Source organism: Hoeflea sp. (assembly GCF_984452065.1).
Genome location: NZ_CFHWAF010000079.1, coordinates 1 through 21,676, shown reverse-complemented (window position 1 = coordinate 21,676; position 21,676 = coordinate 1). Strand labels below are relative to the sequence as shown.

The 21,676-nt window shown below is 62.3% G+C and carries 19 protein-coding genes, 1 pseudogene and 1 riboswitch; of the genes and pseudogenes, 6 read left to right on the top strand and 14 right to left on the bottom strand.

What is annotated here, in order from left to right; all coding sequences use genetic code 11:
* On the bottom strand, positions 1-965 hold a 965-nt coding region (locus AC5E6N_RS15430; protein WP_491748636.1), incomplete at its 3' end, for a Gfo/Idh/MocA family protein.
* A gap of 13 nt (positions 966-978) precedes the next feature.
* Complete coding sequence (locus tag AC5E6N_RS15425; RefSeq protein WP_491748635.1) at positions 979-2,373, bottom strand: L-fucose/L-arabinose isomerase family protein; 1,395 nt, start codon at positions 2,371-2,373, stop codon at positions 979-981.
* A 54-nt stretch (positions 2,374-2,427) separates the two neighbouring features.
* On the opposite strand from AC5E6N_RS15425, the gene AC5E6N_RS15420 reads away from it, so the two are divergent.
* Positions 2,428-3,009 carry a histidine phosphatase family protein gene (locus tag AC5E6N_RS15420; RefSeq protein WP_491748634.1) on the top strand — a complete coding sequence of 194 codons (582 nt, stop codon included), beginning with the start codon at positions 2,428-2,430 and terminating at the stop codon, positions 3,007-3,009.
* A 29-nt stretch (positions 3,010-3,038) separates the two neighbouring features.
* On the opposite strand, the gene AC5E6N_RS15415 is transcribed toward AC5E6N_RS15420, so the two are convergent.
* The 3 genes from AC5E6N_RS15415 to AC5E6N_RS15405 form a co-directional block, all read right to left on the bottom strand.
* Positions 3,039-4,085, bottom strand: a complete 1,047-nt coding sequence (locus AC5E6N_RS15415; protein WP_491748633.1) for a tagatose 1,6-diphosphate aldolase — start codon at positions 4,083-4,085, stop codon at positions 3,039-3,041.
* Entirely contained in the window at positions 4,085-4,981 is an 897-nt protein-coding gene (locus AC5E6N_RS15410) for a PfkB family carbohydrate kinase (protein ID WP_491748632.1), read from the bottom strand. Before AC5E6N_RS15410 ends, AC5E6N_RS15415 begins: the two co-directional genes overlap by 1 nt.
* Before the next feature lie 105 nt (positions 4,982-5,086).
* A complete protein-coding gene (locus AC5E6N_RS15405; protein ID WP_491748631.1) occupies positions 5,087-6,268 on the bottom strand; it encodes a cytochrome-c peroxidase in 1,182 nt (393 codons plus the stop codon).
* Here AC5E6N_RS15405 and AC5E6N_RS15400 point away from each other — a divergent pair.
* A complete protein-coding gene (locus tag AC5E6N_RS15400) occupies positions 6,230-6,691 on the top strand; it encodes a tetratricopeptide repeat protein (RefSeq protein WP_491748630.1) in 462 nt (153 codons plus the stop codon). The genes AC5E6N_RS15405 and AC5E6N_RS15400 overlap by 39 nt on opposite strands.
* Before the next feature lie 98 nt (positions 6,692-6,789).
* Here the strand turns inward: AC5E6N_RS15400 and dctP are convergent, their stop codons facing one another.
* The 9 genes from dctP to AC5E6N_RS15355 all read right to left on the bottom strand — a co-directional run bounded on the left by dctP (position 6,790) and on the right by AC5E6N_RS15355 (position 16,779).
* Complete coding sequence (dctP, locus tag AC5E6N_RS15395) at positions 6,790-7,830, bottom strand: TRAP transporter substrate-binding protein DctP (protein ID WP_491748638.1); 1,041 nt, start codon at positions 7,828-7,830, stop codon at positions 6,790-6,792.
* Positions 7,831-8,013: 183 nt separating this feature from the next.
* The gene (locus AC5E6N_RS15390; protein ID WP_491690081.1) at positions 8,014-9,303 is read right to left on the bottom strand and encodes a TRAP transporter large permease; all 1,290 of its coding nucleotides are present in this window, start codon (positions 9,301-9,303) and stop codon (positions 8,014-8,016) included.
* 5 nt (positions 9,304-9,308) lie between these two features.
* Positions 9,309-9,896 (bottom strand): TRAP transporter small permease, encoded by a 588-nt coding sequence (locus AC5E6N_RS15385; protein ID WP_491690082.1) that lies wholly within the window; start codon positions 9,894-9,896, stop codon positions 9,309-9,311.
* Positions 9,897-10,097: 201 nt separating this feature from the next.
* Positions 10,098-11,108: an aldose epimerase family protein gene (locus AC5E6N_RS15380; RefSeq protein WP_491748629.1), complete on the bottom strand. Its 1,011-nt coding sequence runs from the start codon at positions 11,106-11,108 to the stop codon at positions 10,098-10,100.
* Positions 11,109-11,127: 19 nt separating this feature from the next.
* A complete protein-coding gene (locus AC5E6N_RS15375; protein WP_491748628.1) occupies positions 11,128-12,312 on the bottom strand; it encodes a vWA domain-containing protein in 1,185 nt (394 codons plus the stop codon).
* A 27-nt stretch (positions 12,313-12,339) separates the two neighbouring features.
* The gene (gene metA, locus AC5E6N_RS15370; protein ID WP_491748627.1) at positions 12,340-13,266 is read right to left on the bottom strand and encodes a homoserine O-acetyltransferase MetA; all 927 of its coding nucleotides are present in this window, start codon (positions 13,264-13,266) and stop codon (positions 12,340-12,342) included.
* Between the two features lie 48 nt (positions 13,267-13,314).
* Entirely contained in the window at positions 13,315-14,160 is an 846-nt protein-coding gene (locus AC5E6N_RS15365; protein WP_491748626.1) for an AAA family ATPase, read from the bottom strand.
* A gap of 135 nt (positions 14,161-14,295) precedes the next feature.
* The gene (locus tag AC5E6N_RS15360; RefSeq protein WP_491748625.1) at positions 14,296-16,122 is read right to left on the bottom strand and encodes an ABC-F family ATP-binding cassette domain-containing protein; all 1,827 of its coding nucleotides are present in this window, start codon (positions 16,120-16,122) and stop codon (positions 14,296-14,298) included.
* Positions 16,123-16,125: 3 nt separating this feature from the next.
* Complete coding sequence (locus AC5E6N_RS15355) at positions 16,126-16,779, bottom strand: thiamine diphosphokinase (RefSeq protein ID WP_491748624.1); 654 nt, start codon at positions 16,777-16,779, stop codon at positions 16,126-16,128.
* A gap of 64 nt (positions 16,780-16,843) precedes the next feature.
* A riboswitch (TPP riboswitch) is annotated at positions 16,844-16,953 on the top strand.
* A 35-nt stretch (positions 16,954-16,988) separates the two neighbouring features.
* Here AC5E6N_RS15355 and thiB point away from each other — a divergent pair.
* From thiB to AC5E6N_RS15335, 4 genes and pseudogenes are all read left to right on the top strand, one after another.
* Positions 16,989-18,005: pseudogene (thiB, locus tag AC5E6N_RS15350) on the top strand (thiamine ABC transporter substrate binding subunit).
* Entirely contained in the window at positions 18,005-19,636 is a 1,632-nt protein-coding gene (thiP, locus tag AC5E6N_RS15345) for a thiamine/thiamine pyrophosphate ABC transporter permease (protein WP_491748623.1), read from the top strand. Before thiB ends, thiP begins: the two are co-directional and overlap by 1 nt.
* Positions 19,633-20,349 carry a thiamine ABC transporter ATP-binding protein gene (locus AC5E6N_RS15340; protein ID WP_491748622.1) on the top strand — a complete coding sequence of 239 codons (717 nt, stop codon included), beginning with the start codon at positions 19,633-19,635 and terminating at the stop codon, positions 20,347-20,349. The genes thiP and AC5E6N_RS15340 overlap by 4 nt, the downstream gene beginning before the upstream one ends.
* Positions 20,350-20,489: 140 nt before the next feature.
* Positions 20,490-21,676, top strand: a 1,187-nt coding sequence (locus tag AC5E6N_RS15335) for a M48 family metalloprotease (protein ID WP_491748637.1), incomplete at its 3' end; no start/stop codon positions are given.

The window sequence follows — 21,676 nt, the reverse complement described above, 5'->3', positions numbered from 1 at the left end:
AATTTCTCATGCTGATAGAAGGTCGAACCGTGATGGTCGCCCGCCGACAGAATTGCGGGGTCCACATGGATATCCTCGCTCACCGGCATTTTGCTCTCGCGCGGCGAGATCACGAGGCGCGACGCCCGCTCTTCTCCGGTCGGTGAAAACCGCGCAGGTCCGGGCACATGGGCGTCGATACGCGCCCTGTCGCCGGTCACGGTCACCGTTTCCTGCCAATAGGCGCCCTCGGCGAACATACACAGATCGAGCAGCGCCCTGATGCCGTTTTCGAAATCCACGATGACGAAGGCATTGTCGAGAATATCCGCTTGGCGGCCATTGAATGTCTGATCCTTGAAATTGACGTCCATGGCGCCCGAGGCGAACACCCGCACGGCTTCCGATCCGGACAAAAGCCGCATCAGATCGAAAAAATGGCAGCATTTCTCGATCATCGTTCCGCCGGTCTGATCCTGGAACCGGTTCCAGTCATCCACCTTGCTCAGGAACGGGAAGCGGTGTTCGCGAATGGCGATCATCTTGGGCTCGCCCGCCGTGCCGGCCCGCACCTCCTCCATCAGACGGGCGATGGGCGGCATGTAGCGGTACTCCATGGCCACCCACACCGGCGCGCTGCGCCCGTTTGCCCGCGCCATGATGTCCCGGCATTGCGGCCCGTCGATGCCGAGCGGCTTTTCCACCAGTACCGGCACATCGCATTTCAGCACGTCATCGAGGATCGGCTTGTGCAGGTAGTTCGGCACGGCAACGACCAGCGCATCGAAGCCGCCCTCGTCGAGCAGCGGGCCGTGATGGGAAAAGGCGCGGCAGTCCGGGCCGGCCAGTTTGGCGGCGCTGCGCTGCATTTCGGTATTGGGATCCGCGACCGCGCTGATCTCGGTCCCGTCGAGCAGCATGATGTTGCGAATATGCTCCTGCCCCATCATGCCCGAGCCGATAATGCCGTAACGGATGGTACTCATATGCGTTGTGTCCTCAAAGGCGGATGACGGGGAGTTCGAGCGCGCCGGCTGCGGCCATCAGCGCCTCGCAATGATCGCCATAGGCAAGCGCCATATGGTGCTCCAGCCCGCTGTTCATGATATCGGGAAGAACCGACGCCACCGGCCGGTCGAAACGAACGACACCGGAGGTTCCGGTGAATGCCTTGGGCCGGTCAAGCACTTGTGCACCCGCAAGGATCATCATATGCCGGCCCCGCGCCTGGCTGAGGCGCATCAGCGTCACCGCGCCGGGGCGCAGCTTGAATTCATAAAGCAGCGGCATCCTGCGATTGGTGTGGATCGTCGCCTCGGCCGGCTGATGCGGATCGGCCATGGATATCGGCGCCTGGCCGCAATGCCACACGACGCCGCTATTGTCGCTCACATCCATATCGACCATGTCGACCAGAAAGACCGGGCTGTCCGCCACGCTCTGCAGCAGCAGCTGCGTCGCCGCGCCGTAGACATCGGCCTCGCAGGCGCAGGGCACCCCCGCCTCGCCCATCATCGACACCGGACCGCAGACCGCACCGCCATATTCGGTAAAGGTCTCCGGCCAGCACCGGATGGCGAACGCATCGAAACGCTCATCATCCCTCAATGTCGAAAGCGCCGCCTTCAGCCGCAGCGACCGGTCGAGCTGCTGCTGGTCCACGCGCTCCAGACCGGCAAGATCGCGCGCGGCGACGGCGCGGATGTCCTGAACGACATCGTCCGGCATCGCGCGGGCGGTGTCGAACAGGCTTTCAAGGCCGAGTTCCTCGACTTCGATGCCGGCCAGTTCCTTAAGCCGGGATGCGTCGTAACGGCAGGTATCGAACCCGTCGGGATGCGCCCCGATACGGGCAATGCGCTTTCCGTCGAGCGCCGCAACCGCATCGCATCGCTTTTTTTCAGGCGCCGGGCGCACGGCTTCGATCGGTGCGACAATACGCTCGCCGCCAAGAAGCGCCTGAATTTCCGGCCCGATATCGGCACGTTCCGGATCGGCGTAGATCCATGAAAACGGATGACCGGCGCGTCCAAGGGCGTGCGAGGCAAGGTTGAGCCCGCAAAAGGCATTGAGCCGCAACCGCCCGCCAAGCCTCGGCTCCGGCACCGCCCAGATCCCGAGCGGCACATCGAACGCCGAGGCGGCAGCCATCGTGGCGACCGCGTCCGTGAAGGTCACCTGAAGGATCAGGACGGCATCCGGCCGGGCGGCCTTGACCTGTGCGATCGCGTCCCGTGTCGCGGCCTCGTCCATGAGCAGTGCGGCCGGACCGCACAATGTCTTGCCGGAAGCCGCCAGAACGTCCAACATGGCCTTGAGTTTTTCTTCGGCAAAGGCCACATCGAAAGTCGGCCGACCGAGCGGCAGAACGCCTAGCGTCTGTACCTCTTTCATTTGCCGATTAAACTCCTAGAGTGTGTCTGGTATATGCGTTATCGGAGCCGCCATATGAAACGACGTCCCCTTGCCCTGGCTGTAACAGTCTTGCTGGTGTGCGGTTTCGCCACCGCCGGGGCCAATGCAACGGAAGCCGCTTGGGCGCGGCTTGCGTCCGGCGGCTATACGATCTTGCTGACCCACGCGCTGGCGCCGGGCGTCGGCGACCCGCCTTTTTTCGAGCTCGAGGATTGCACCACCCAACGCAATCTGTCCGACCGCGGACGCCAGCAGGCGCGCAGGCGCGGCGTTCGTTTCGCGGCACGGGCCGTATCCATCTCCACCGTCTATTCCAGCCAGTGGTGCCGTACGCTTGAAACCGCCGAAAACGCGTTCCGCGACGTCCGGGCCCAGCCGCTGGAAGCGCTCGATCTCGTCGAGGACGATCCGGACGCGCTCGAAGCGAAAACCAGCGAAGTGATGGAGATCATTCGCAGCTTTCGCGGACCCGGAAACCAGGTGATGATCACCCATCCGGAGAACGTCGAAGCGCTGACCGGCATCGCGCCGCGCCAGGGCGAAGCGATTATCGTCGCGCCGGCGCGCGGCGACGCGCAAACGCTCGATGTCGTCGCCCGCCTGCTGCTCGATTGAAACGGGTTGCGATGGGAGCGCAAGGCCGGTCACGAACCGAAATCTCCGTAGCCGTGCCGGAACGTCGCATCATCCGGAGAGAAAGACGCGCCGCCATCGGCATAAACGGGATGCGCATGCCAGGCGGTCGCCTCGACATCAGTCAGCGTATTGAGATCTTTCATATAGTCGACTGACTCACCCGACAGTCCGGCGCGGATCGCATCCCAGTCCGGAAAGCTGGAAAAGGCGTCGAGCCAGATGGCCCGGCCGGCCAGATATCCGGACGCACCGGCACGCAAGGCATGGGTCAGAATATTACGGAACTGCGGTTTGCCCGCGCCCGCCGACAGCATCACCCATGGCCGGCCGGCGAGCCGTCCCATCTCGTCAAAAACGGCCTGGACGTCTTCCCAGCCCTCATTGCCCACACCCGGCACATCCCCCCCATTGACGGGGCTCTCAAGCTTGAAGACATCGACGCCGTAATCCGCCCCGGCAAATTCCTCGACGGACGCCAGCACATCGTCCGCCTTCTTGCCTTGCAGTTCGACATAGTCCTTCGTCTGATGCGCGTCGCTGGCCAGCGGATAGACCAGCAATTCAAACAGGAACGGAATATCGTAACGTCCACATGCCTCGCCGATCCGTTTGACAAAATCCTGCTGGTGAGCGTTGACCGAGGCGCCCGCATCGGGCCTGTACCAGGCGAGCACCTTGACCGCGTCGCCGCCCATCCGCTTGATCTTGGCGACCGACCAGTCATCAATCTCGGAAGACAGGCGTCCGCCCCCGGTCTCCTCGAACAGCGAATCCTCCAGCGTCACGATCAGACCCTTTGCCGGGGACAGATGCCCGATGCCGCGCGGTATCGCATAATGCGGATCAAGCAGCATTGCCGAGGACTCATCTTGCAGGATCTCGGTCAGCAGCGCCTTGAACCGGGCAACGTCATCATAGGGCGCCTCATCGGACCCGTAATGCGCGGCTATGGGGTTCTTGATCGGCGGCCGCTGATCGACCGCGGTCATCTTGAAACGCCCGGCGGCGTCCGCCATGCGGCGCATGCCCCAGAGTTTTCCGGGTGTGAGCTGCATCAACTCTTCTCCATTAAAAATGCTTCGACTTCATCCGCCGTCGGCGTGCCCTTGCGTCCGCCGAACCGGGTGCATTTGAGCGCCGATGTGGCGCTGGCGAAGCGGATTGCCGCTTCCTCGTCGCTGCCGCGCGCCAGCATGAGGGCAAATGCGCCGTGCCAGACATCGCCCGCGCCAAGCGTATCCACCGCCGTGACGTCGAAGGCCGGCATGTGCCTGAACCGGTCGTCCTCGATCCAGAAAACGCCGACATCGCCCATTGTCACGCAGACCCAGGCGCCGGTTTCATCGCCTGCACGGCGCAACGCGGTCTCCAGATCGTCCGTATCCTCGAAATCACGCAGTCCGGACTGTGAAAAGGCGATATGCGTGGCAAGCGCCAGGGCATCCTCCGCTTCCCGGACCGGAGCTTCCCCGTCGATAACGCCGGGAACGCCGCGCGCACGCGCGGCCTGCATCATCACGCGGGCACCCTCCGGCCAGCGTGTGTCGGCGAGCGCCACGTCGAAATCGGGCAATGTCGTCTCTTCAAGCCAGCCGCCGCCGGAATCGATCTCCATATCCCGGAAATTGACAATGCTGCGCTCGCCTTCCGGATCGACAAGGACCGACGAATAGGATGAACGGCGCCCTTCAAATCTCCTGACCAGCGAACAATCGACGCCTTCGGCTTCTAGGTCGGTCAGGATCATGTCGCCGATAATATCGTCCCCGAGCCGCGTCGCCAGCACCGCCCGTCCGCCCAGACGCGACACCGCGACGGCCGCATTCGCCGCACAGCCTCCGCCGACGATGGTTGCGTCCCGCGCCCGGTGTTTTTCGGACCGGGACGGCGCTTCATCGAGCTGGAAGACGAAATCGACGACGGCGGAACCGGCGGCTAGAACTGTTGTCATGATGGAAGAGACGAGGCTCCTTTCGGCTGCAATCTATCAAGTCTTATATAAGATACAAGACTAGAATTCCGCAAACGCGATCCCGCATCCGCTCCCGCGACGGGTTCAGTCCACCGGCAATCCGCTCGGCACTTCGTCCGGCCGGCCGAGCCGTCCCTTGACGCTCTCCTCGCCGGTCAGCGCATGCAGGAAGGCAACCAGTCGGCGGACCTCATCGTCGCTGAGATCGAGCGGCTCGATGTCGACCGCTGCCCGCACGCGCCGGCGTTCGCGCCTGTCTTGCAGGGCGGCAAAGTCGGCTTCCTGCAGATGTTCCGCCGCCGGCAGGGCCACTTGCGAGCGGTTCCAGCGGTCGAACGACCCCTGGGGATCGAGGTGATGCCGGATGATCCCTTCAAGTGTCGCATAGGCGCCATTATGGCCGTAGGGTGCCGTCAGCGCACTGTTGCGCAACGACGGAGTGCGGAAACGGTAGGCATCTTCAAGGCGATCCGTTTCCACCATGCGCCCGACATCGCGCTGCATCAGATCGAACATGCGTGTCCGGCCCGGCCCGAATTGCGGCAGCGCGAGCGCATAGAAATCCTGATCCGAAAACAGCGCGCCGCTGTGGCATGCCGAGCAGCCGCCGCGCCCGTAGAACAGTTCCATGCCGGCTCGGGCGTCCTTTCCCAACGCATCCGCATCGCCATTCAGGTAGCGGTCGAACGCGCTGTCATGGGACCGCCATTCGGAATTGACGAAATCCCCGAGTGCATTGCCCATATGAACGATTGTAATGTCGGCAGGGCTTTCGACATCCGGGAAGGCTTCGACAAAAAGGGTTCCATAGCCGGGAATGGCGCGAATACGCTTGGCAATCAGCCGCCACGCATGATCGATCCGGTCGTTGCGCGCGCCGGCGACCGCATTCTCTTCAGAATGACCGGCCATTTCCGTTTCGGATGTGACCGGAAAAAGCGACTGCGCCGCGGCAAGGCTGTCCAGCCCCCGCGGCAGATATTCCTCAGCCGGCGAATTGAACCCGTTGCCGTAAAGATCGTCGATGCTCAGGCGGCCGTCATGGAACAGGTGAGGGATGTCCTTATGGCCGATATTGAACAACGCCGGCGCGTTGCGCGGCACCCTGCGGTCGATCCGGTCGCGCCCGTCGCCGGTCGTTCGTTTCTCGCCGATGCCTTCGCCGCCCTCGCCGACGCCGAGGGCCAGCCCGTCGGCGCTCGCGAGTCGGCCGGGCTTATCGCAGCGATGACAATGATCTGCGTGATCTCCGCGACGCCGGCGCATGCGGAGATCGAAACCGCGCGCGACCTGATGGAGGCGAACCGTTTCGAGGAGGCGATGCGGGAACTGCTTCCCGCTGCAAGGTCCGGCAACGCGGATGCTGAGGAGATGATCGGCGTGATGTACGCCATGGGGCTCGGCGTGCCGCGCGATGACATGCGCGCCTTCGAATGGTATCTGCGCTCGGCGATGAAGGGCCATCCAGGCGCCCAGTCCGGTGTCGGCTGGTATTACGAGGTCGGGCACGGCATGCCGCAGCCCGATCTGGTGCGCGCCTATATGTGGTACGTTCTCTCGGCGATCGGCGGCGACCCGGACGCAGCGATCAGCCTTGAGGAAGTGGTCAAGAAAATGTCGCCCGATCAGATTGAGCACGCGCAGATCCTCATCGATGACTACAAACCGTGGATGTATCCCTTCCGCTGAGGGTCGCATCCTGTCTGAATGCGAAAGGCCACACAATAATGTGCGGCCTTTCTGTTCGTCAGTCCAGTTCAGGTCATGCCTGAAATCGGCCGGATCCGCTATTTCATGTCCATCGCGGCGTTGCCGTCAATTTTCGCCTCAGCGCCGGCAGCCGCGTCGTTCAGAGCCGTAAATACGGCTTCGCCATTGTCGATATTGGCCTTGAACCATTCATAGACCGGTGCCGCGGCCTCCTTGAAGGCAGCCTTTTCTTCCGGCGACAGAACGTAAAGGTCACCGCCGTCGGCGATGAAGTCCGAGTAGGCCTGGATGGACTTGCGCTTGGGCGAGGCGAAGGTCGCCTGCTGCAAGGCTGCGAACCCGTCGACCACGACACGGCGCATGTCTTCAGGCATCGACATGAAGGTGTCGTTGCTCATCCACCACAGCGCGCCCATATAGGCATGGCCGTCGAGCGTCACATATTTCAGGCCGGCATCCGGGAACTTCATACCCATAATGTCGGTGATGCCGTTCTTCGAACCTTCGACCACGCCGGTCTGCAACGAGGTAAAGAGTTCCGGCCACGGGATCGGTGTCGGGGACGCGCCAAGCGCCCTGACCAGTTCCTGCGGCAGGTCGGCGACGACGGTGCGGATCTTCAGGCCATCCATGTCGCCGGGCGACTGCACGCGGCGCTTGGTGTTGGCGAAATTGCGCCAGCCGCCGGTATTGCCGATCGTCATCAGACGGATCGTTCCGCCCGAATCCGCAAGCGCCAGATCGCGAATGGTACGGGTGAGCGTGCCCTCGCTCAGCACTTCCTCGGCGATGCGGTCATCGCGCAGCAGATAGGGAAGGTCGAGCACCTGCACGTAAGGGAAGATCCCCGACGCGCCGCCGGAGGTCGAGATGTAGATATCGATGGTGCCGTCGGAAACGCCCTGCAGGCACTCCGCACCGTTTGAGCAGAGCTGCGTACCGATGAACAGCTCGACCTCGATGGCACCGTTGGATGCCTTTTCCACATAGTCCTTGAAAACGATCAGGCCGTCATAGTCCTCGTCATTTTCATTCGAATTGGCCGTCGCACGCAGCTTGTAATCGGCCGCCTCGGCCACTGTCATGGCACCGTCCATCACCGTGGTCACGGCGGTCATCGAAAGGCCGAGCGCAAATGCGCCCAGCAGGTTTGCAGTCCTTTTCGCGATCATTTGAATCCTCCCGAAGTCAATCGCACGGCAAGTCTTATATAAGATATAAGATTAAAGACTGGCCTTCTCTTGTCAAGCGCGCAGACCCGCCGCGCGCCGGTCGCTCCCATTGTGCGGCTCGCGCCGCGGCTATCTGATAAAGCCGAAGAACTCCGGCACCGCCATGGAAATCGGCGGGAAATAGGTGATGAGGAAAATCACCAGGATTTCAACCGCCAGGAACGGCAGGATCGTCCTGGCGATCGTCTCCACCTTCACGCCCGAGACGCTGGAGGCCACGAACAGCACCAGCCCCATGGGCGGTGTGGCGAGACCGACGGTCAGGTTGACGCTCATGATGATGGCGAAATGCACCGAATGGACGCCGAGATCGGTGAAGATCGGCGCCAGGATGGGCCCGAGAATGATGATCGCCGGGCCGGCATCCAGGAACATCCCGACGATGAACAGCAGAATGTTGATCAGGAACAGCAGCAGGTACGGATTTTCCGTCAGGCTCAGGATAAAGCCGGCGAGAATTTCCGGCGCATGGCTGAGACTGACCACGGTCTTGAAGGCCATGGCGGCACCGACCAGCAGCAGCACGACGGACGTCGTCAGCGATGCCCTGATCAGGACTCTCGGCAGATCGGCCCAGACCATCGTCCGCAGGACGAACATCGACACGATGAAGGCATAGACGGCGGCGACGGCCGCGGCCTCGGTCGGCGTGAAAACACCGGCGAGGATGCCGCCAAGGATGATCACCGGCGTCATCAGCGGGAAAAACGCCCGCACGAAGGCGTGCCCGCGCTCGCGATAACTGGCGCGGGGCGCGGCGGCCGGAAAATCGTTGGACTTCGCCAGATAGGCGGTCATGAACATCAGGCCGACGCCGACCAGAAGGCCGGGAACGATGCCGGCGAGGAACAGGGCCGCGACCGACTCGCCCATGACATAGGCGTAAATGATCATGATGCCGGACGGCGGAATGATCGGTCCGATCACCGAGGACGCCGCCGTGATCGCCGCCGCGAACTTGCGGCTATAGCCGTTCTTCTCCATCGCCGGGATCAGCATCGAGCCGAGCGCCGACGTGTCGGCCACGGCCGAACCGGAGAGGCCAGCAAACAGCATCGACGAGAGGATGTTGACATGCGCCAGGCCGCCGCGCAAATGCCCCATCAACGACTGGCTGAACTCGACGATCCGCAGGGTGATGCCACCCCGGTTCATCAATTCGCCGGCCAGCATGAAGAACGGGATCGCCATCAGCGGAAACGAGTTCATGCCGTTATAGACGTTCTTGTAAAGCAGCGCGAAGTCACGCGGCTGATCGGCCAGCCATAAGAGGATACCCGGCGCCGCGAGCAGGGCGAAGAACACCGGCAGTCCGATGATCAGGAAGACCAGGAACAGCGGAAGAAAGAAGAAAAGCATCAGGCCTACTCCGCTGTAATGGCCAGGTGATCCTGGTCTGCCGGTATTTCAATGGACGGATCGACGACCCCGACGATTGTCTTCAGGGTCAGCTCGATATTGACGAGCAGCAGCAGGAATACGCCCACCAGCAGCGACATGTACATCCAGGCCTGCTTGGCGCGCACGATGCCCCAGCCGAGGAAATCGAGATCGACCTTGAGCGTCTGCGAAGCGAACAGCCATCCGGAATTGACGTGATTGTAACCAAGCTGCAAAGCCACGATGAGCACGGCCATGCTGATCAGAAGCAGGATCAGGACGAGGATGTTGCCGACACGCTTCGGCAGCACCTCGTGGACGAGGTCGATAGACACGAAACCGCCCCAGCGATAGGCGCTCGGTGCGATGAGACCGGTCATCCACAGCATCAGGAAGCGCGCCGCCTCCTCCGACCAGGACAGCGCATCGTTCAGCACATAGCGGAAAACGACCTGCAGCACGATGATCAGCACCATCAGCCCCATCGCCACCCAGGCGACGTTCCGCCCGATGCGCAACAGGATCGTGTTGATCCATGCCAGCGGCTTGATGATGGCAACAATGGCGGCCATGACCCTCCCCCGCGCGATGCGTCTGCTGGCCGCGCTGATGTCGTGTCCTCCCGACCGGGACATCGCCGCCGCAGAGTCTTATATAATATATAATAATGGGCCTTACTCTGAGCGCCCTGTCAAGCTGCCTGCATGTGCATTGTCACGCCGGGCAGAGCGGAGCCCTTAATCAACCGTATGGTTTCGTTGAAATATTCCGCTTCAATTCCGGGAGAAAATATAATCGGTTTCCTGCTTCAGCAGTTCGCCGGGCCGAAGCGTCGCTTGGGGAAAATCGGCGTGATTTGGACTGTCCGGCCAGATTTGCGCCTCGAGGCAGAAGCCGGCATGCGCGCCGTATCTGCGCCCCTCCAGCCCGTCGACCGGGATGTTGATTTTTGCCCCCGTATAGAACTGCAGACCGGGCTCGCCGGTCCACACTTCCAGGACGACACCTGAATTCAGGCTGCGGGCGAGCGCGACGGCCCGCTTCTTTTCGCGCATGTCCGAAAGGCAGAAATTGTGGTCATAGTCGCCGGGCCGGCCGGTCTTTTCAGACAGGACCGAGCGCATTTCGGTGAAATCGAATGCCGTTCCCGCGACCGGCGCCGTCTCGCCGGTGGGAATGAGATCCGCATCCACCGGCAGGTAACGATCGGCCGCGATCATCAGCTCATGGTTCTCTATGGAGTCGCTTCCATCGAGATTGAAGTAGCTGTGATGGGCCAAATTGCAGAGAGTAGACCGGTCGGTCTGCGCCTCCAGGACGACCGAAAGCACGCCTCCGGCCTTCAGGCCGTAGGTGCAGGCGATGCGGCAATTTCCCGGATATCCCATATGACCGTCCGCATCGATGATCTCAAAGCGGACGAAGTCCTCGCCGGATGCGGCGATGTCCCAGATCCGTTTTCCGATGCCCTCAGAGCCGCCATGCAGATGCGTGCGGCCCTTCTCATTGCGCTCCAGCGCATGATCGGTTCCGTCAAGCCGGAACCGGCCCTGCGCGATGCGGTTGGCGTAACGCCCGGCTGTCGCGCCGAAATAGGGCGAATGCGCCGGATAATCCTCAAACCGCTCAAAGCCCAGAACCAGCGGCGGCGCATGCCCCTCCAGCCGGAGATCCTGAACGCTCGCGCCCCAATCCATCAGCCGTGCGGTCAGCCCGCCGCCCCTGATGGTGATCCGGTTCACGTCCCGGCCGTCCTGTGTCCGTCCGAATATCTCTATCGTCATTTCTTGGCACAGCCTGCAGTCATCGTGACAGTTCGCGTGTCGCCGCTTCAAGCCCGGCAAGCGTCAACGGGTACATCCGGTCGGAAAATATCTCCCTGATCAGGCCGATCGAATGCGTGTAACCCCAGTGCTTCTCCAGCGTCGGATTGATCCACACCACCTTCGAAAAATGGTCGAGCACCCGGCCGAGCCAGACCTGGCCCGCCTCTTCGTTCCAGTATTCCACCGCACCGCCCGGATAGACGATCTCATAGGGGCTCATCGAGGCGTCGCCGACAAATATGACCCGGTAGTCCGACCCGTAGGTGCGCAGCACATCGTAGGTCGGCAGAACCTCGCTGTGGCGGCGGCGGTTGTCCTTCCACACGCCCTCATAGAGGCAATTGTGGAAGTAGTAATACTCCATATGCTTGAACTCCGATCGCACGGCCGAGAACAGTTCCTCAACCACCTTGATATGGCCGTCCATCGAACCGCCGACATCGAAGAACATCAGCAGCTTGATGGCGTTTCGGCGTTCGGGCCGCGTCTGCACGTCCAGATAGCCGTGTTCTGCCGTCGAGCGGATCGTGCCGTCAAGGTCGAACTCCTCGTCGGCGCCGGACCGGATCCAGCGGCGAAGCCGTTTCAGCGCCACCTTGATGTTGCGGGTTCCAAGCTCCACCGAATCGTCGAAATTCTTGAATTCGCGCCTGTCCCAGACCTTCACCGCGCGCCTGTGGCGGCTTTCGTCCTGGCCGATGCGGATGCCTTCGGGATTGTAGCCATCGGCGCCGAAGGGCGAGGTTCCCGCCGTTCCGATCCACTTGCTTCCGCCCTGATGGCGCCCCTTTTGCTCTTCCAGCCGTTTCTTCAGCGTTTCCATCAGCTTGTCGAAACCGCCAAGGCTCTCGATCAGGGCCTTTTCCTCTTCGCTCAGATGTTTTTCGGCAAGCCGTCTGAGCCACTCCTCCGGAAGCTCGACCGTTTCCGGCCCGGCCTCGCCCGACACCGCCTCGACGCCGCGGAAGACATGGGAAAAGATCCGGTCGAACCGGTCGATGTAACGCTCGTCCTTGATCAGCGCCGAGCGGGCCAGGAAATAGAACCCCTCGACGTCGTAATTGACGATATGCGCATCCATTCCCTCGAGCAGCGTCAGGTATTCGCGAAGCGAAACCGGGATCTTCGCGGCCTTCAGCTCAAGAAAAAAGGGAATGAACATGCGCGGTCCTTTCCTCGTCAGACGCCGCTATGTGCGGTCCTCGCCGATCCTGTCCATATCATAGGGCGTCGACTGGTAGAGCGTGTTGATCCAGTTGCCGAACAGAAGATGCGCGTGGCTGCGCCAGCGGTTGAGCGGCTCGGACCCCGGATTGTCATCCGGAAAGTAATTGTGAGGAATGTGGATCGGTTTTCCCTGGGCAACATCGCGATGATATTCCTCCGCAAGCGTGACGGAATCATATTCGATATGATTGAAGATGTAGAGACGGTTGCAATAGGGCTCGTGAATGAGACAGACGCCCGTCTCATCGGACTTCATCAGCACCTCGAGGCCGAGCGCGGGGTCGATATCCTCATCGCGCACTTCGGTCCAGCGTGAAACCGGAATCTGGAAGTCGTCCGAAAACCCGTTGAGATAGGGCGATGCCGGATTGAGATTATGGTGCCGGTAGACGCCGAAGGCCTTCTGCTTGAGCGAATACTTCGGGACATTGTGGAAGTGATGGATGGCCGCCATCGCGCCCCAGCATACATTCATGCTGGAATGCACATTGGTCACGGTCCAGTCGAGGATACGGGTCATTTCGTCCCAATAGGCGACCTCCTCGAACTCCAGCAGTTCGATCGGCGCGCCGGTGATGATGAAACCGTCGAACTTGCGGTCGGCCACCTCCTCCCACGTCTTGTAGAACGCCAGCAGATGGTCCTCGGGCGTATTCTTCGCCCTGTGCTTGCCGATACGCACGAGCGTCAGTTCCACCTGCAAAGGCGTCGCGCCCACGAGCCGGGCAATCTGGACCTCCGTGCGTATCTTGTTCGGCATCAGGTTGAGCAGACCGATCTGCAGCGGCCGGATATCCTGCCGGATGGCGGCGGTCTCGGCCATCACCGTCACACCCTCGGCCTCCAACGTTTCGCGGGCGGGCAGCTGATCTGGAATTTTGATAGGCATCGGACTGTCGATCTTTGTCGTGAAAACGAATAACGGAACGCACGTCTTCTACTGGGCGCCGTCGCGCCGCGACATGAACGCCAGGCGTTCAAACAGATGCACATCCTGTTCGTTTTTCAACAGCGCCCCGTGCAGCCGGGGCAGGGCGTTCTTGACGCTGCCGCGAAGATCGTCGGGCTCGATATCGTCGGACACCAGAAGCCTGATCCAGTCGAGCGCCTCGGATGTCGACGGCTTCTTCTTCAGGCCGGGCACGTCCCTGACCTCGTAGAACTGGCTGAGCGCCGCGCTGACGAGATCCTGCTTGATGCCCGGATAGTGCACGTCGACAATCTGCTGCAGCGTCTGCGCGTCGGGAAACTTGATGTAGTGGAAGAAGCAGCGGCGCAAAAACGCGTCCGGCAGTTCCTTCTCATTGTTCGACGTGATGATCACCACCGGCCGCTGTTTCGCGCGGATCGTCTCTCCGGTCTCGTAGACGAAAAACTCCATCTTATCGAGCTCCTGCAACAGGTCGTTCGGAAACTCGATATCGGCCTTGTCGATCTCATCGATCAGGAGCACGACCTTCCTGTCGGCGGCGAAGGCATCCCACAGCTTGCCGCGCTTGATATAATTGCGCACGTCGTTGACCCGGTCATCGCCGAGCTGGCTGTCGCGCAGCCGCGAGACCGCGTCATACTCGTAAAGGCCCTGCTGCGCCTTGGTCGTCGATTTGACGTGCCATTCGAACAGTTCGAGGTCGAGCGCCGAGGCCACCTGCTTCGCCAGCTCGGTCTTGCCGGTGCCGGGTTCGCCCTTCACCAGAAGCGGCCGCTCAAGGGTAATGGCGGCGTTCACCGCGACCTTGAGATCCTTTTCCGCAATATAGGCGCTTGTGCCTTCAAACCGCATGGTCTTCATCTCTCTTTATGTTTTGCGCCGGGACATTAGGCATGTTTCGCCCAAAAGCAAACACCTGCCGGTTCCCGTGTCCTGCTACGCCAAGGGTAAAATCCGGGCAAAGGGTTCGAAACAGGAAAATCCGGCCTAGGAAACGCCCTTTTCAAGCGTTTCGCGCAACATTTCAAGTTCAAGCCATTCCTCTTCCATTGCCGCGATGTTTTCCTGCAGCGCCGAAAGCTCTGCGGCAAGACGGTTGAAGCACTCCGGATCGCGCGAGAAAAGATCCGGATCGGCCATCCCGGCTTCCAGTTCCGCGGCCCGCCCCTGCGCCTCCTCGATCTTTGCCGGCAGCGTCTCGAGCGCATATTTCTGCTTGTAGGAAAGCCTGCCCTTCTTCTGCGCGCTTCTTTCCTGTTTCGGCTCCGGCGCGGACTGGCTTGACTTCGACCGCGGCTTTGAAGCGGCCTGCGCCGCCCCGCGCTGGGCGATCATGTCGCTATAGCCGCCCGCAAAGACCAGCCACCGCCCGTCGGGCGCGTCGGAGTTGCTCGGCGCGATGACGGATGTCACCGTGCGGTCGAGAAAATCGCGGTCATGGCTGACCAGAATGACGGTCCCGGGAAATGTCGAGACGATTTCCTGCAGAAGATCGAGCGTTTCCATGTCGAGATCGTTGGTCGGCTCATCAAGAACGATCAGGTTGGAGGGCCTCGCCAGATTGCGCGCCAGGATAAGGCGCGCCCGCTCGCCGCCCGAGAGTTCCCGGATCGGTGTTCGCGCCTGTTCGGGCTGAAACAGAAAGTCCTTCATATAGCCAGTGACATGGCGCTGCCGGCCGTCGACCTCAAGCGAGTTGCCCCTGCCGCCGGTGAGGAATTGCTCCAGCGTCTCGCCCGGATCAAGTTCGGTACGTTTCTGGTCGAGCGTCGATATTTCAAGGTTCGCACCGAGCCTCACCCGGCCGGTGTCAGGCGAGAGCGTGCCGGTCAGCAGCTTTAGAAGAGTCGTTTTGCCTGCTCCGTTCGGTCCGACCAGGCCGATACGGTCACCCCGCGCGATACGCAGGGAAAAATCGCTAACGATGTCCCGCCCGTCAAACGACTTGGCAATGCCCTCCGCCTCAACGACCAGCTTTCCGGAGTCCCGGCCCCCTGCGGCACGCGCGTCGACACTGCCGACCGGTCCGCGGTGGGAGCGCAGTCGGGTGCGCATGTCCTTGAGCTCCGAAAGGCGCCTGACATTGCGCTTGCGGCGCGCGGTCACGCCGTAGCGCAGCCAGTGTTCCTCGCGCACGATGGCGCGGCCGAGCTTGTGCTGTTCCCGCTCCTCGTCCTCCAGCACCCGATCGCGCCAGCTTTCGAACGCGCCGAACCCCTCTTCCAGCCGGCGGGTCTCGCCGCGGTCGAGCCATACGGTTGCGCGGGAGACGTTTTCAAGAAACCGCCGGTCGTGCGAGATCATAACCAAGGCGCTACGGCAGCGTTTGAGCTCGCCTTCAAGCCATTCGATCGCCGGAAGGTCGAGATGGTTGGTCGGCTCGTCCAGGAGGAGAATGTCGGGCTCCGGCGCAAGCACCCGGGCAAGCGCGGCCCGGCGCGCCTCGCCGCCGGAAAGGCGCTGCGGATCCGCATCGCCGGCAAGCCCGAGATGCTGCAGCAGATAGCTGACCCGATGCGGATCGTCACCCGGGCCAAGACCGGCCTGCGCATAATCGTGCACGCTCTCAAACCCGGCAAAATCCGGCGCCTGCTCCAGATAGCGCACCGTTGCGGAAGGGTGCCTGAACACCTCGCCCGATTGCGGCTCGACGAGGCCGGCGGCAATCTTCATCAATGTCGACTTGCCGGAGCCGTTGCGCCCGACAAGACAGATACGGTCCGCCGGCCCGATCTGAAGATCCGCACCGGCCAGCAGCGGTGTTCCGCCGAAGGTCAGCTCGATACCGTCGAGTTTCAGGATCGGCGGCGCCATCGTTCAGGTGCCGGACAGATCGAAGGGCCGCGCCAGAAGCAACGCCGTGCCCGATCCCAGGCGCACCGATACCGGCCCCTCGGCGACATTGGAAATGGTGCGCGAGGACCCGAACGGCAGTTCGAACGCGTCGAGCGGATAACGCGCCCCCTCAACGGTAAGCGATGATACATCGCCGAAATTGAGAACCGAGAACATCGAGGCCGGCGGCAGATCAATCATCTGACTGCCGGCGCCGAGCGCCCAGCCTTCCTCAAGGCCGGAGGTCAAAAGCACATCGGTGCCCTCCGATTTCAGACGGCACGCCAGGGCCATGTGAAAGAAGGCATGATCGCTGCGCTCGCCGCCAAGCGCACCGGCTAGAATGAGGCGCTCCGCACCGAGCGCCAGCGCCTCTTCGACGGCAATCTCACCGTCCGTCGCATTCTTTTCGGCCGGAAAGTCCTTTCGCGGGGTGGCCTGCCAGCTCTGCTGCAGGGACCCGGGTGAGGAATCGAAGTCCCCCACCCACAGTTCCGGCTGCACCGACAGGTCGCGGGCGTGAAACATGCCGCCATCGGCGGCGATCACCCGCGCGCCTTCAATCTGACCGCGCAAACGCGCCGTCTTCTCAAGATTCCCGCCCAGCAGGATCAAAAATGTCGTCTTCTGCGTCATTGACCGATGCACATAGCAGCTTTTGCAGCACTTGCCAGCGCCGATGAGCCGGACTATGACGGTTCCTGCTCTAACGGGGTGCCGACCGCGGCAGCGGTTCGCTGAGAGGCTCAAAGCCAACCCGAAGAACCTGATCCGGCTTGTACCGGCGGAGGGATTAGACGCGGCAAAGCGCCTTTTTCCCGCAAACACCGATGAAGGAGGCGCACATGCCCGCAAACACCCGTATTTTTTCCGCGACTCTGTCACTCGCGGCCGCCCTGGCCCTGACATCGACTACCATGGCAAGCGACCGGGAACTGACGGTCTACACCTATGACAGTTTTGTTGCCGAATGGGGGCCGGGCCCCGTGGTCAAGAAAGCCTTCGAGGAAGGCTGCGACTGCACGCTCAACTGGGTCGGCATCGCCGACGGCGTCGTCCTGCTCAACCGGCTGAAGCTCGAAGGTGAAAGCACCAAGGCGGACATCGTGCTCGGTCTCGACACCAACCTCGTCACCGAAGCCAAGAACACCGGCCTGTTCGAGCCCAGCGGCATCGATCAGTCGAATGTGGACGTGCCGGGCGGCTGGTCCGACGACGTCTTTGTTCCCTATGACTTCGGCTACTTCGCCGTCGTCTACGACACTGAAGCGCTGGAGACGCCGCCCTCAAGCCTCAAGGAACTGGTGGAGGGCGATCCGGCGGTCAAGATCGCCATCTAGGATCCGCGCACCTCGACACCGGGCCTGGGCCTGCTCTTGTGGATAAAGTCGGTCTACGGGGATGACGCTCCGCAGGCCTGGAAGGATTTCAAGGATCGCGTGCTGACGGTCACGCCGGGCTGGTCGGAGGCCTACGGCCTCTTCACCAACGGCGAAGTGCCGATGGTCCTGTCCTACACCACATCGCCGGCCTATCACATGATTGCGGAGGAAACGGACCGCTACCAGGCCGCCCGTTTCGAGGAAGGCCATTACATGCAGATCGAGGTGGCCGGGCTGGTGAAATCCTCGCAGGAAAAGGAGCTTGCCCGCGAGTTCCTCGCCTTCATGACCGGACCCGGCTTCCAGAATGCCATCCCGACGACCAACTGGATGTACCCGGCCGGCAAACTGTCCGAGCCGCTGCCGGCCGCATTCGAGCAACTGGTAAAACCCGGAAAGACGCTGCTCTTTTCTTCCGAGGACGTCTCGAAGAACCGCAAGGCCTGGGTCGATGAATGGCTCGCCGTCATGAGTGATTGATGCTGGGCAGGCGGCAGACGGCCACCGGAATAGGCGCGGGCATGTTTGTGCTTTGCGCCATGGCCGGGGTGATCGGTGCCGCCGTCCTGGCGCTGCTGGGCGCGGCTGCAGCATTCGAGAACGCGGACAACGCGCTGTTCACCGCCTATATCTGGAAGGTCACCCAATTCACGCTGCTCCAGGCGTGCCTTTCGACCCTGCTGTCCGTCGCCCTGGCGATCCCGTTGGCGAGGGCGCTGGCCCGCAGGCCGCGCTTCCCCGGCCGCCGCTGGCTGGTGCGCCTGCTTGCCGTGCCGATCGGCCTTCCGCCCATTGTCGCCGCCCTCGGCCTGATCGAGATATGGGGCCGGCAGGGTATCGTCAACTCGGCGCTGCTTGCTGCCGGACTGTCCGAACCGGTTTCGATCTACGGGCTGGCCGGGATCCTGATCGCCCATGTGTTCTTCAACATGCCGTTGGCGACGCGCCTGCTGCTGGCCCAGCTCGATCGTGTGCCGCCTGAATACTGGCGCAACGCCAGCCAGCTTGGCCTCGGTCCCTGGACAGTGTTCCGGCTGATCGAGTGGCCGTTCATGCGCGGCAATCTGGCGCCGGTCTGCGGTCTGGTATTCATGCTGTGTGTGACCAGCTTCACACTTGTCCTTCTTCTCGGCGGCGGTCCTGCCGCCACGACCATCGAGGTGGCGATCTACCAGGCGCTGCGTTTTGATTTCGATCCGCAACGCGCCGTCGCGCTGGCGCTCATCCAGCTTGCCTTGACCTCCGCCCTTTTGGCCATGCTCGCCCTGATGGGCGGCTCGCCGCGCGAGGGCGGAACCTCCGGCCTGATAGCGCAGCGTTCACCCGCCCGCGGACCGGCCTCCGTGACAATAGACTTTGCCCTGATTGTGCTGTCGGCCGTCTTCCTGGTGTCTCCCCTTGTCTCCGTCGCCGTTTCTGGCCTGCTTGCCGACTTCGCCCGGCTGTTGAGCGAAACGATCGTCTGGCGCGCGATCGCGACGAGCCTCGCGATCGCGCTCGCCGCGGCCATGATCTCGGCGGCGATGGGCCTGTGCCTGATACGGGCGCGCTACGCGGCGCTGCCATTCGCGCCCCGGCATGCCTGGGCACGTGTGTTCAGGGTCTCGGCGACGGGTGCGTCCAGCCTCGTTCTTCTGGTGCCGCCGATCGTTCTGGGCGCCGGCTGGTTCGTTCTGCTGCGCGGCCATGTCGACGTGTTCGCCCTGGCGCCGGTGATCGTCGTCACGGTGAACGCGCTGATGGCGCTTCCCTTTGTCATGCGTGTGCTTGAGCCCGCCCATACGACACATATGGCCCGCACCGCGCGGCTCGTGCAGTCGCTCGGCATCGCCGGGATCAATCGGCTGGTTCTTGTCGACTGGCCGGGTCTGCGCCGGCCGCTGCTTCTGGCGGTGGCATTTGCCATGGCGCTGTCGCTGGGCGACCTCGGAGCCATCGCATTGTTCGGCAGCCAGGACGTCGTCACCCTGCCCTATCTGCTCTTGCAGCGCATGGGCAGCTATCGCACGAGCGATGCCGCCGGACTTGCGCTTGTGCTCGGTCTTGTGTGCCTCTTGCTTATGGTTCTTGTCGACCGCGACCGCGGCAAGGCGCAGGGAGCCGAATTATGATCGGTCAGTCCGTCAGTCTGGATGCGGCGACGCTGGAACACGACGGCCATCGCATGACCTTCGATGCTCAAATCGCACCGGGAGCGATCGCCGCGATTATCGGGCCTTCAGGCGCCGGCAAGACCACGCTTCTCAACCTCATTGCCGGTTTCGAACGGGCCGACAGGGGCGAAATACGCATCGGCGGGACGGACATGTCCGGAACCGATCCGGCGGACAGGCCGGTCTCGATGGTCTTTCAGGAAAACAATCTCTTTTCCCACCTCGATATCGCCACCAATATCGTCCTCGGGATCAGACCGCGGCCTTCAGCAAACGCGGCCGATCTGGCCACGGTCACCGCCGCGTTGGAGCGGGTCGGACTGGCAGGGTTCGGGCGACGCATGCCCGGCACGCTGTCGGGCGGCGAGCGCCAGCGCGTCGCCATTGCCCGGGCGCTTGTCAGGCGCAGGCCGGTGCTTCTGCTGGACGAGCCTTTTGCGGCTCTCGGGCCTCGATTACGCCGAGATATGCTGCTATTGGTGAGGCAATTGCAGATCGAAACCGGGATGACCGTTTTGATTGTCACACATCAGCCGCAAGAGGCGGCCGACATTGCCGATGAAATCATATTTCTGGACGCGGGCAGAACGGTCGCGTCCGGACCCGCGAAAGGTTTTTTCGAACGGGAGGACATCCCCGGACTTGCCGACTATCTTGGCAACGGAGAATGATGGTATCGACAGCGGGCGCGTTCCGTCTTTTGCGCCGGGCCGCGGCACCACCATTCACGATGGAGCAAGGGATATGCTCCGGGAACCCATGAGGCGCTGATCCGATCGCACATCTGTCTCAAATCGAGGGATCTTCGGGGATCGCGCCGGAGCGCGGGCGGCCTGCGGTACGAGCCATCTGCATCGCCGGGCTGTGCCTGTTGCTGGCCGGCTGCCAGTCGCTGCTCAACCAGACCTATTCTTCGCCGGTGGGGCCTTCGGACAACCCGCAGACCGTCGGACGCCTTGAGAAAAACGATCCCCGGGCACGCCTCGGCGCCCGCGAACATCCCAGGATCGTCGCAAGCTACGGTGGTGAATACAGCGATCCGCAGGTCGAGCGCCTGCTTGCCCGCATCGTCGGCGCGCTGACGCTGGTGTCGGAAAACCCGAGGCAGACATACCGCATCACCATTCTCAACTCGCCGTCCGTCAATGCCTTTGCCTTGCCGGGCGGGTATCTTTACGTCACGCGCGGATTGCTGGCGCTTGCCAATGATTCATCCGAAGTCGCGGCGGTCATTGCCCATGAAATGGCGCATGTGACCGCCAATCATGGCATTCAAAGGCAGCGCGCCGAGGAAGCCGAAGCGATTGCCGGCCGCGTTGCGACCGAAATCCTGTCAAACGAGATCGACGGACAGCAAGTGATCGCGCGCAGCAAGCTGCGCCTTGCCGCCTTTTCCCGTCAACAGGAGCTGGAGGCCGACGTCATCGGGGTGCGCATGCTCGGCGAGGCCGGTTTCGACCCTTACGCGGCCGCAAGGTTCCTGCGGTCCATGGAAGCCTATAGCCGGTTCCGTGCCGGTGACGCGGACGCGACCGATCAGAGTCTGGACTTTCTGTCGACCCATCCGGACGCACCCAAAAGGCTTGACCTGGCAAACCGCCATGCCCGTGCCTTCGGTCCGCCGGGAACCGGCACCCGCGACCGCGACATGTATCTGAAGGGCATCGACGGGCTGCTCTACGGCGACAGCCCGAATGAAGGCTATGTCAGGGGTCTGACATTCCTGCACCCCAATCTCGGCATCCGTTTCAGCGTGCCCAGGAGCTTCCAGATCGACAACACGGCGCAAGCCGTCCTCGCCACGGGCCCGGGCGATATCGCAATCCGTTTTGACGGCGTTTCCGACCGCAGGCGCACGTCGCTGACCAACTACATCACCAGCGGCTGGGTGAGCGGCCTTATCCCCTCCACCGTGCGCACCACCAGGATCAACGGGCTCGATGCCGCGACGGCGCGCGCCTCGACCGACACATGGGATTTTGATGTGACCGTCATTCA

Excerpts from the sequence above, each read along its gene's own strand:
- AC5E6N_RS15425 (WP_491748635.1), bottom strand. The coding sequence starts at position 2,373 with ATGAAAGAGGTACAGACGCTAGGCGTTCTGCCGCTCGGTCGGCCGACT.
- AC5E6N_RS15420 (WP_491748634.1), top strand. The coding sequence starts at position 2,428 with ATGAAACGACGTCCCCTTGCCCTGGCTGTAACAGTCTTGCTGGTGTGC.
- AC5E6N_RS15415 (WP_491748633.1), bottom strand. The coding sequence starts at position 4,085 with ATGCAGCTCACACCCGGAAAACTCTGGGGCATGCGCCGCATGGCGGAC.
- AC5E6N_RS15410 (WP_491748632.1), bottom strand. The coding sequence starts at position 4,981 with ATGACAACAGTTCTAGCCGCCGGTTCCGCCGTCGTCGATTTCGTCTTC.
- AC5E6N_RS15400 (WP_491748630.1), top strand. The coding sequence starts at position 6,230 with ATGACAATGATCTGCGTGATCTCCGCGACGCCGGCGCATGCGGAGATC.
- AC5E6N_RS15405 (WP_491748631.1), bottom strand. The coding sequence starts at position 6,268 with ATGCGCCGGCGTCGCGGAGATCACGCAGATCATTGTCATCGCTGCGAT.
- dctP (WP_491748638.1), bottom strand. The coding sequence starts at position 7,830 with ATGACCGCCGTGACCACGGTGATGGACGGTGCCATGACAGTGGCCGAG.
- AC5E6N_RS15390 (WP_491690081.1), bottom strand. The coding sequence starts at position 9,303 with ATGCTTTTCTTCTTTCTTCCGCTGTTCCTGGTCTTCCTGATCATCGGA.
- AC5E6N_RS15385 (WP_491690082.1), bottom strand. The coding sequence starts at position 9,896 with ATGGCCGCCATTGTTGCCATCATCAAGCCGCTGGCATGGATCAACACG.
- AC5E6N_RS15380 (WP_491748629.1), bottom strand. The coding sequence starts at position 11,108 with ATGACGATAGAGATATTCGGACGGACACAGGACGGCCGGGACGTGAAC.
- AC5E6N_RS15375 (WP_491748628.1), bottom strand. The coding sequence starts at position 12,312 with ATGTTCATTCCCTTTTTTCTTGAGCTGAAGGCCGCGAAGATCCCGGTT.
- metA (WP_491748627.1), bottom strand. The coding sequence starts at position 13,266 with ATGCCTATCAAAATTCCAGATCAGCTGCCCGCCCGCGAAACGTTGGAG.
- AC5E6N_RS15365 (WP_491748626.1), bottom strand. The coding sequence starts at position 14,160 with ATGCGGTTTGAAGGCACAAGCGCCTATATTGCGGAAAAGGATCTCAAG.
- AC5E6N_RS15360 (WP_491748625.1), bottom strand. The coding sequence starts at position 16,122 with ATGGCGCCGCCGATCCTGAAACTCGACGGTATCGAGCTGACCTTCGGC.
- AC5E6N_RS15355 (WP_491748624.1), bottom strand. The coding sequence starts at position 16,779 with ATGACGCAGAAGACGACATTTTTGATCCTGCTGGGCGGGAATCTTGAG.
- thiP (WP_491748623.1), top strand. The coding sequence starts at position 18,005 with ATGCTGGGCAGGCGGCAGACGGCCACCGGAATAGGCGCGGGCATGTTT.
- AC5E6N_RS15340 (WP_491748622.1), top strand. The coding sequence starts at position 19,633 with ATGATCGGTCAGTCCGTCAGTCTGGATGCGGCGACGCTGGAACACGAC.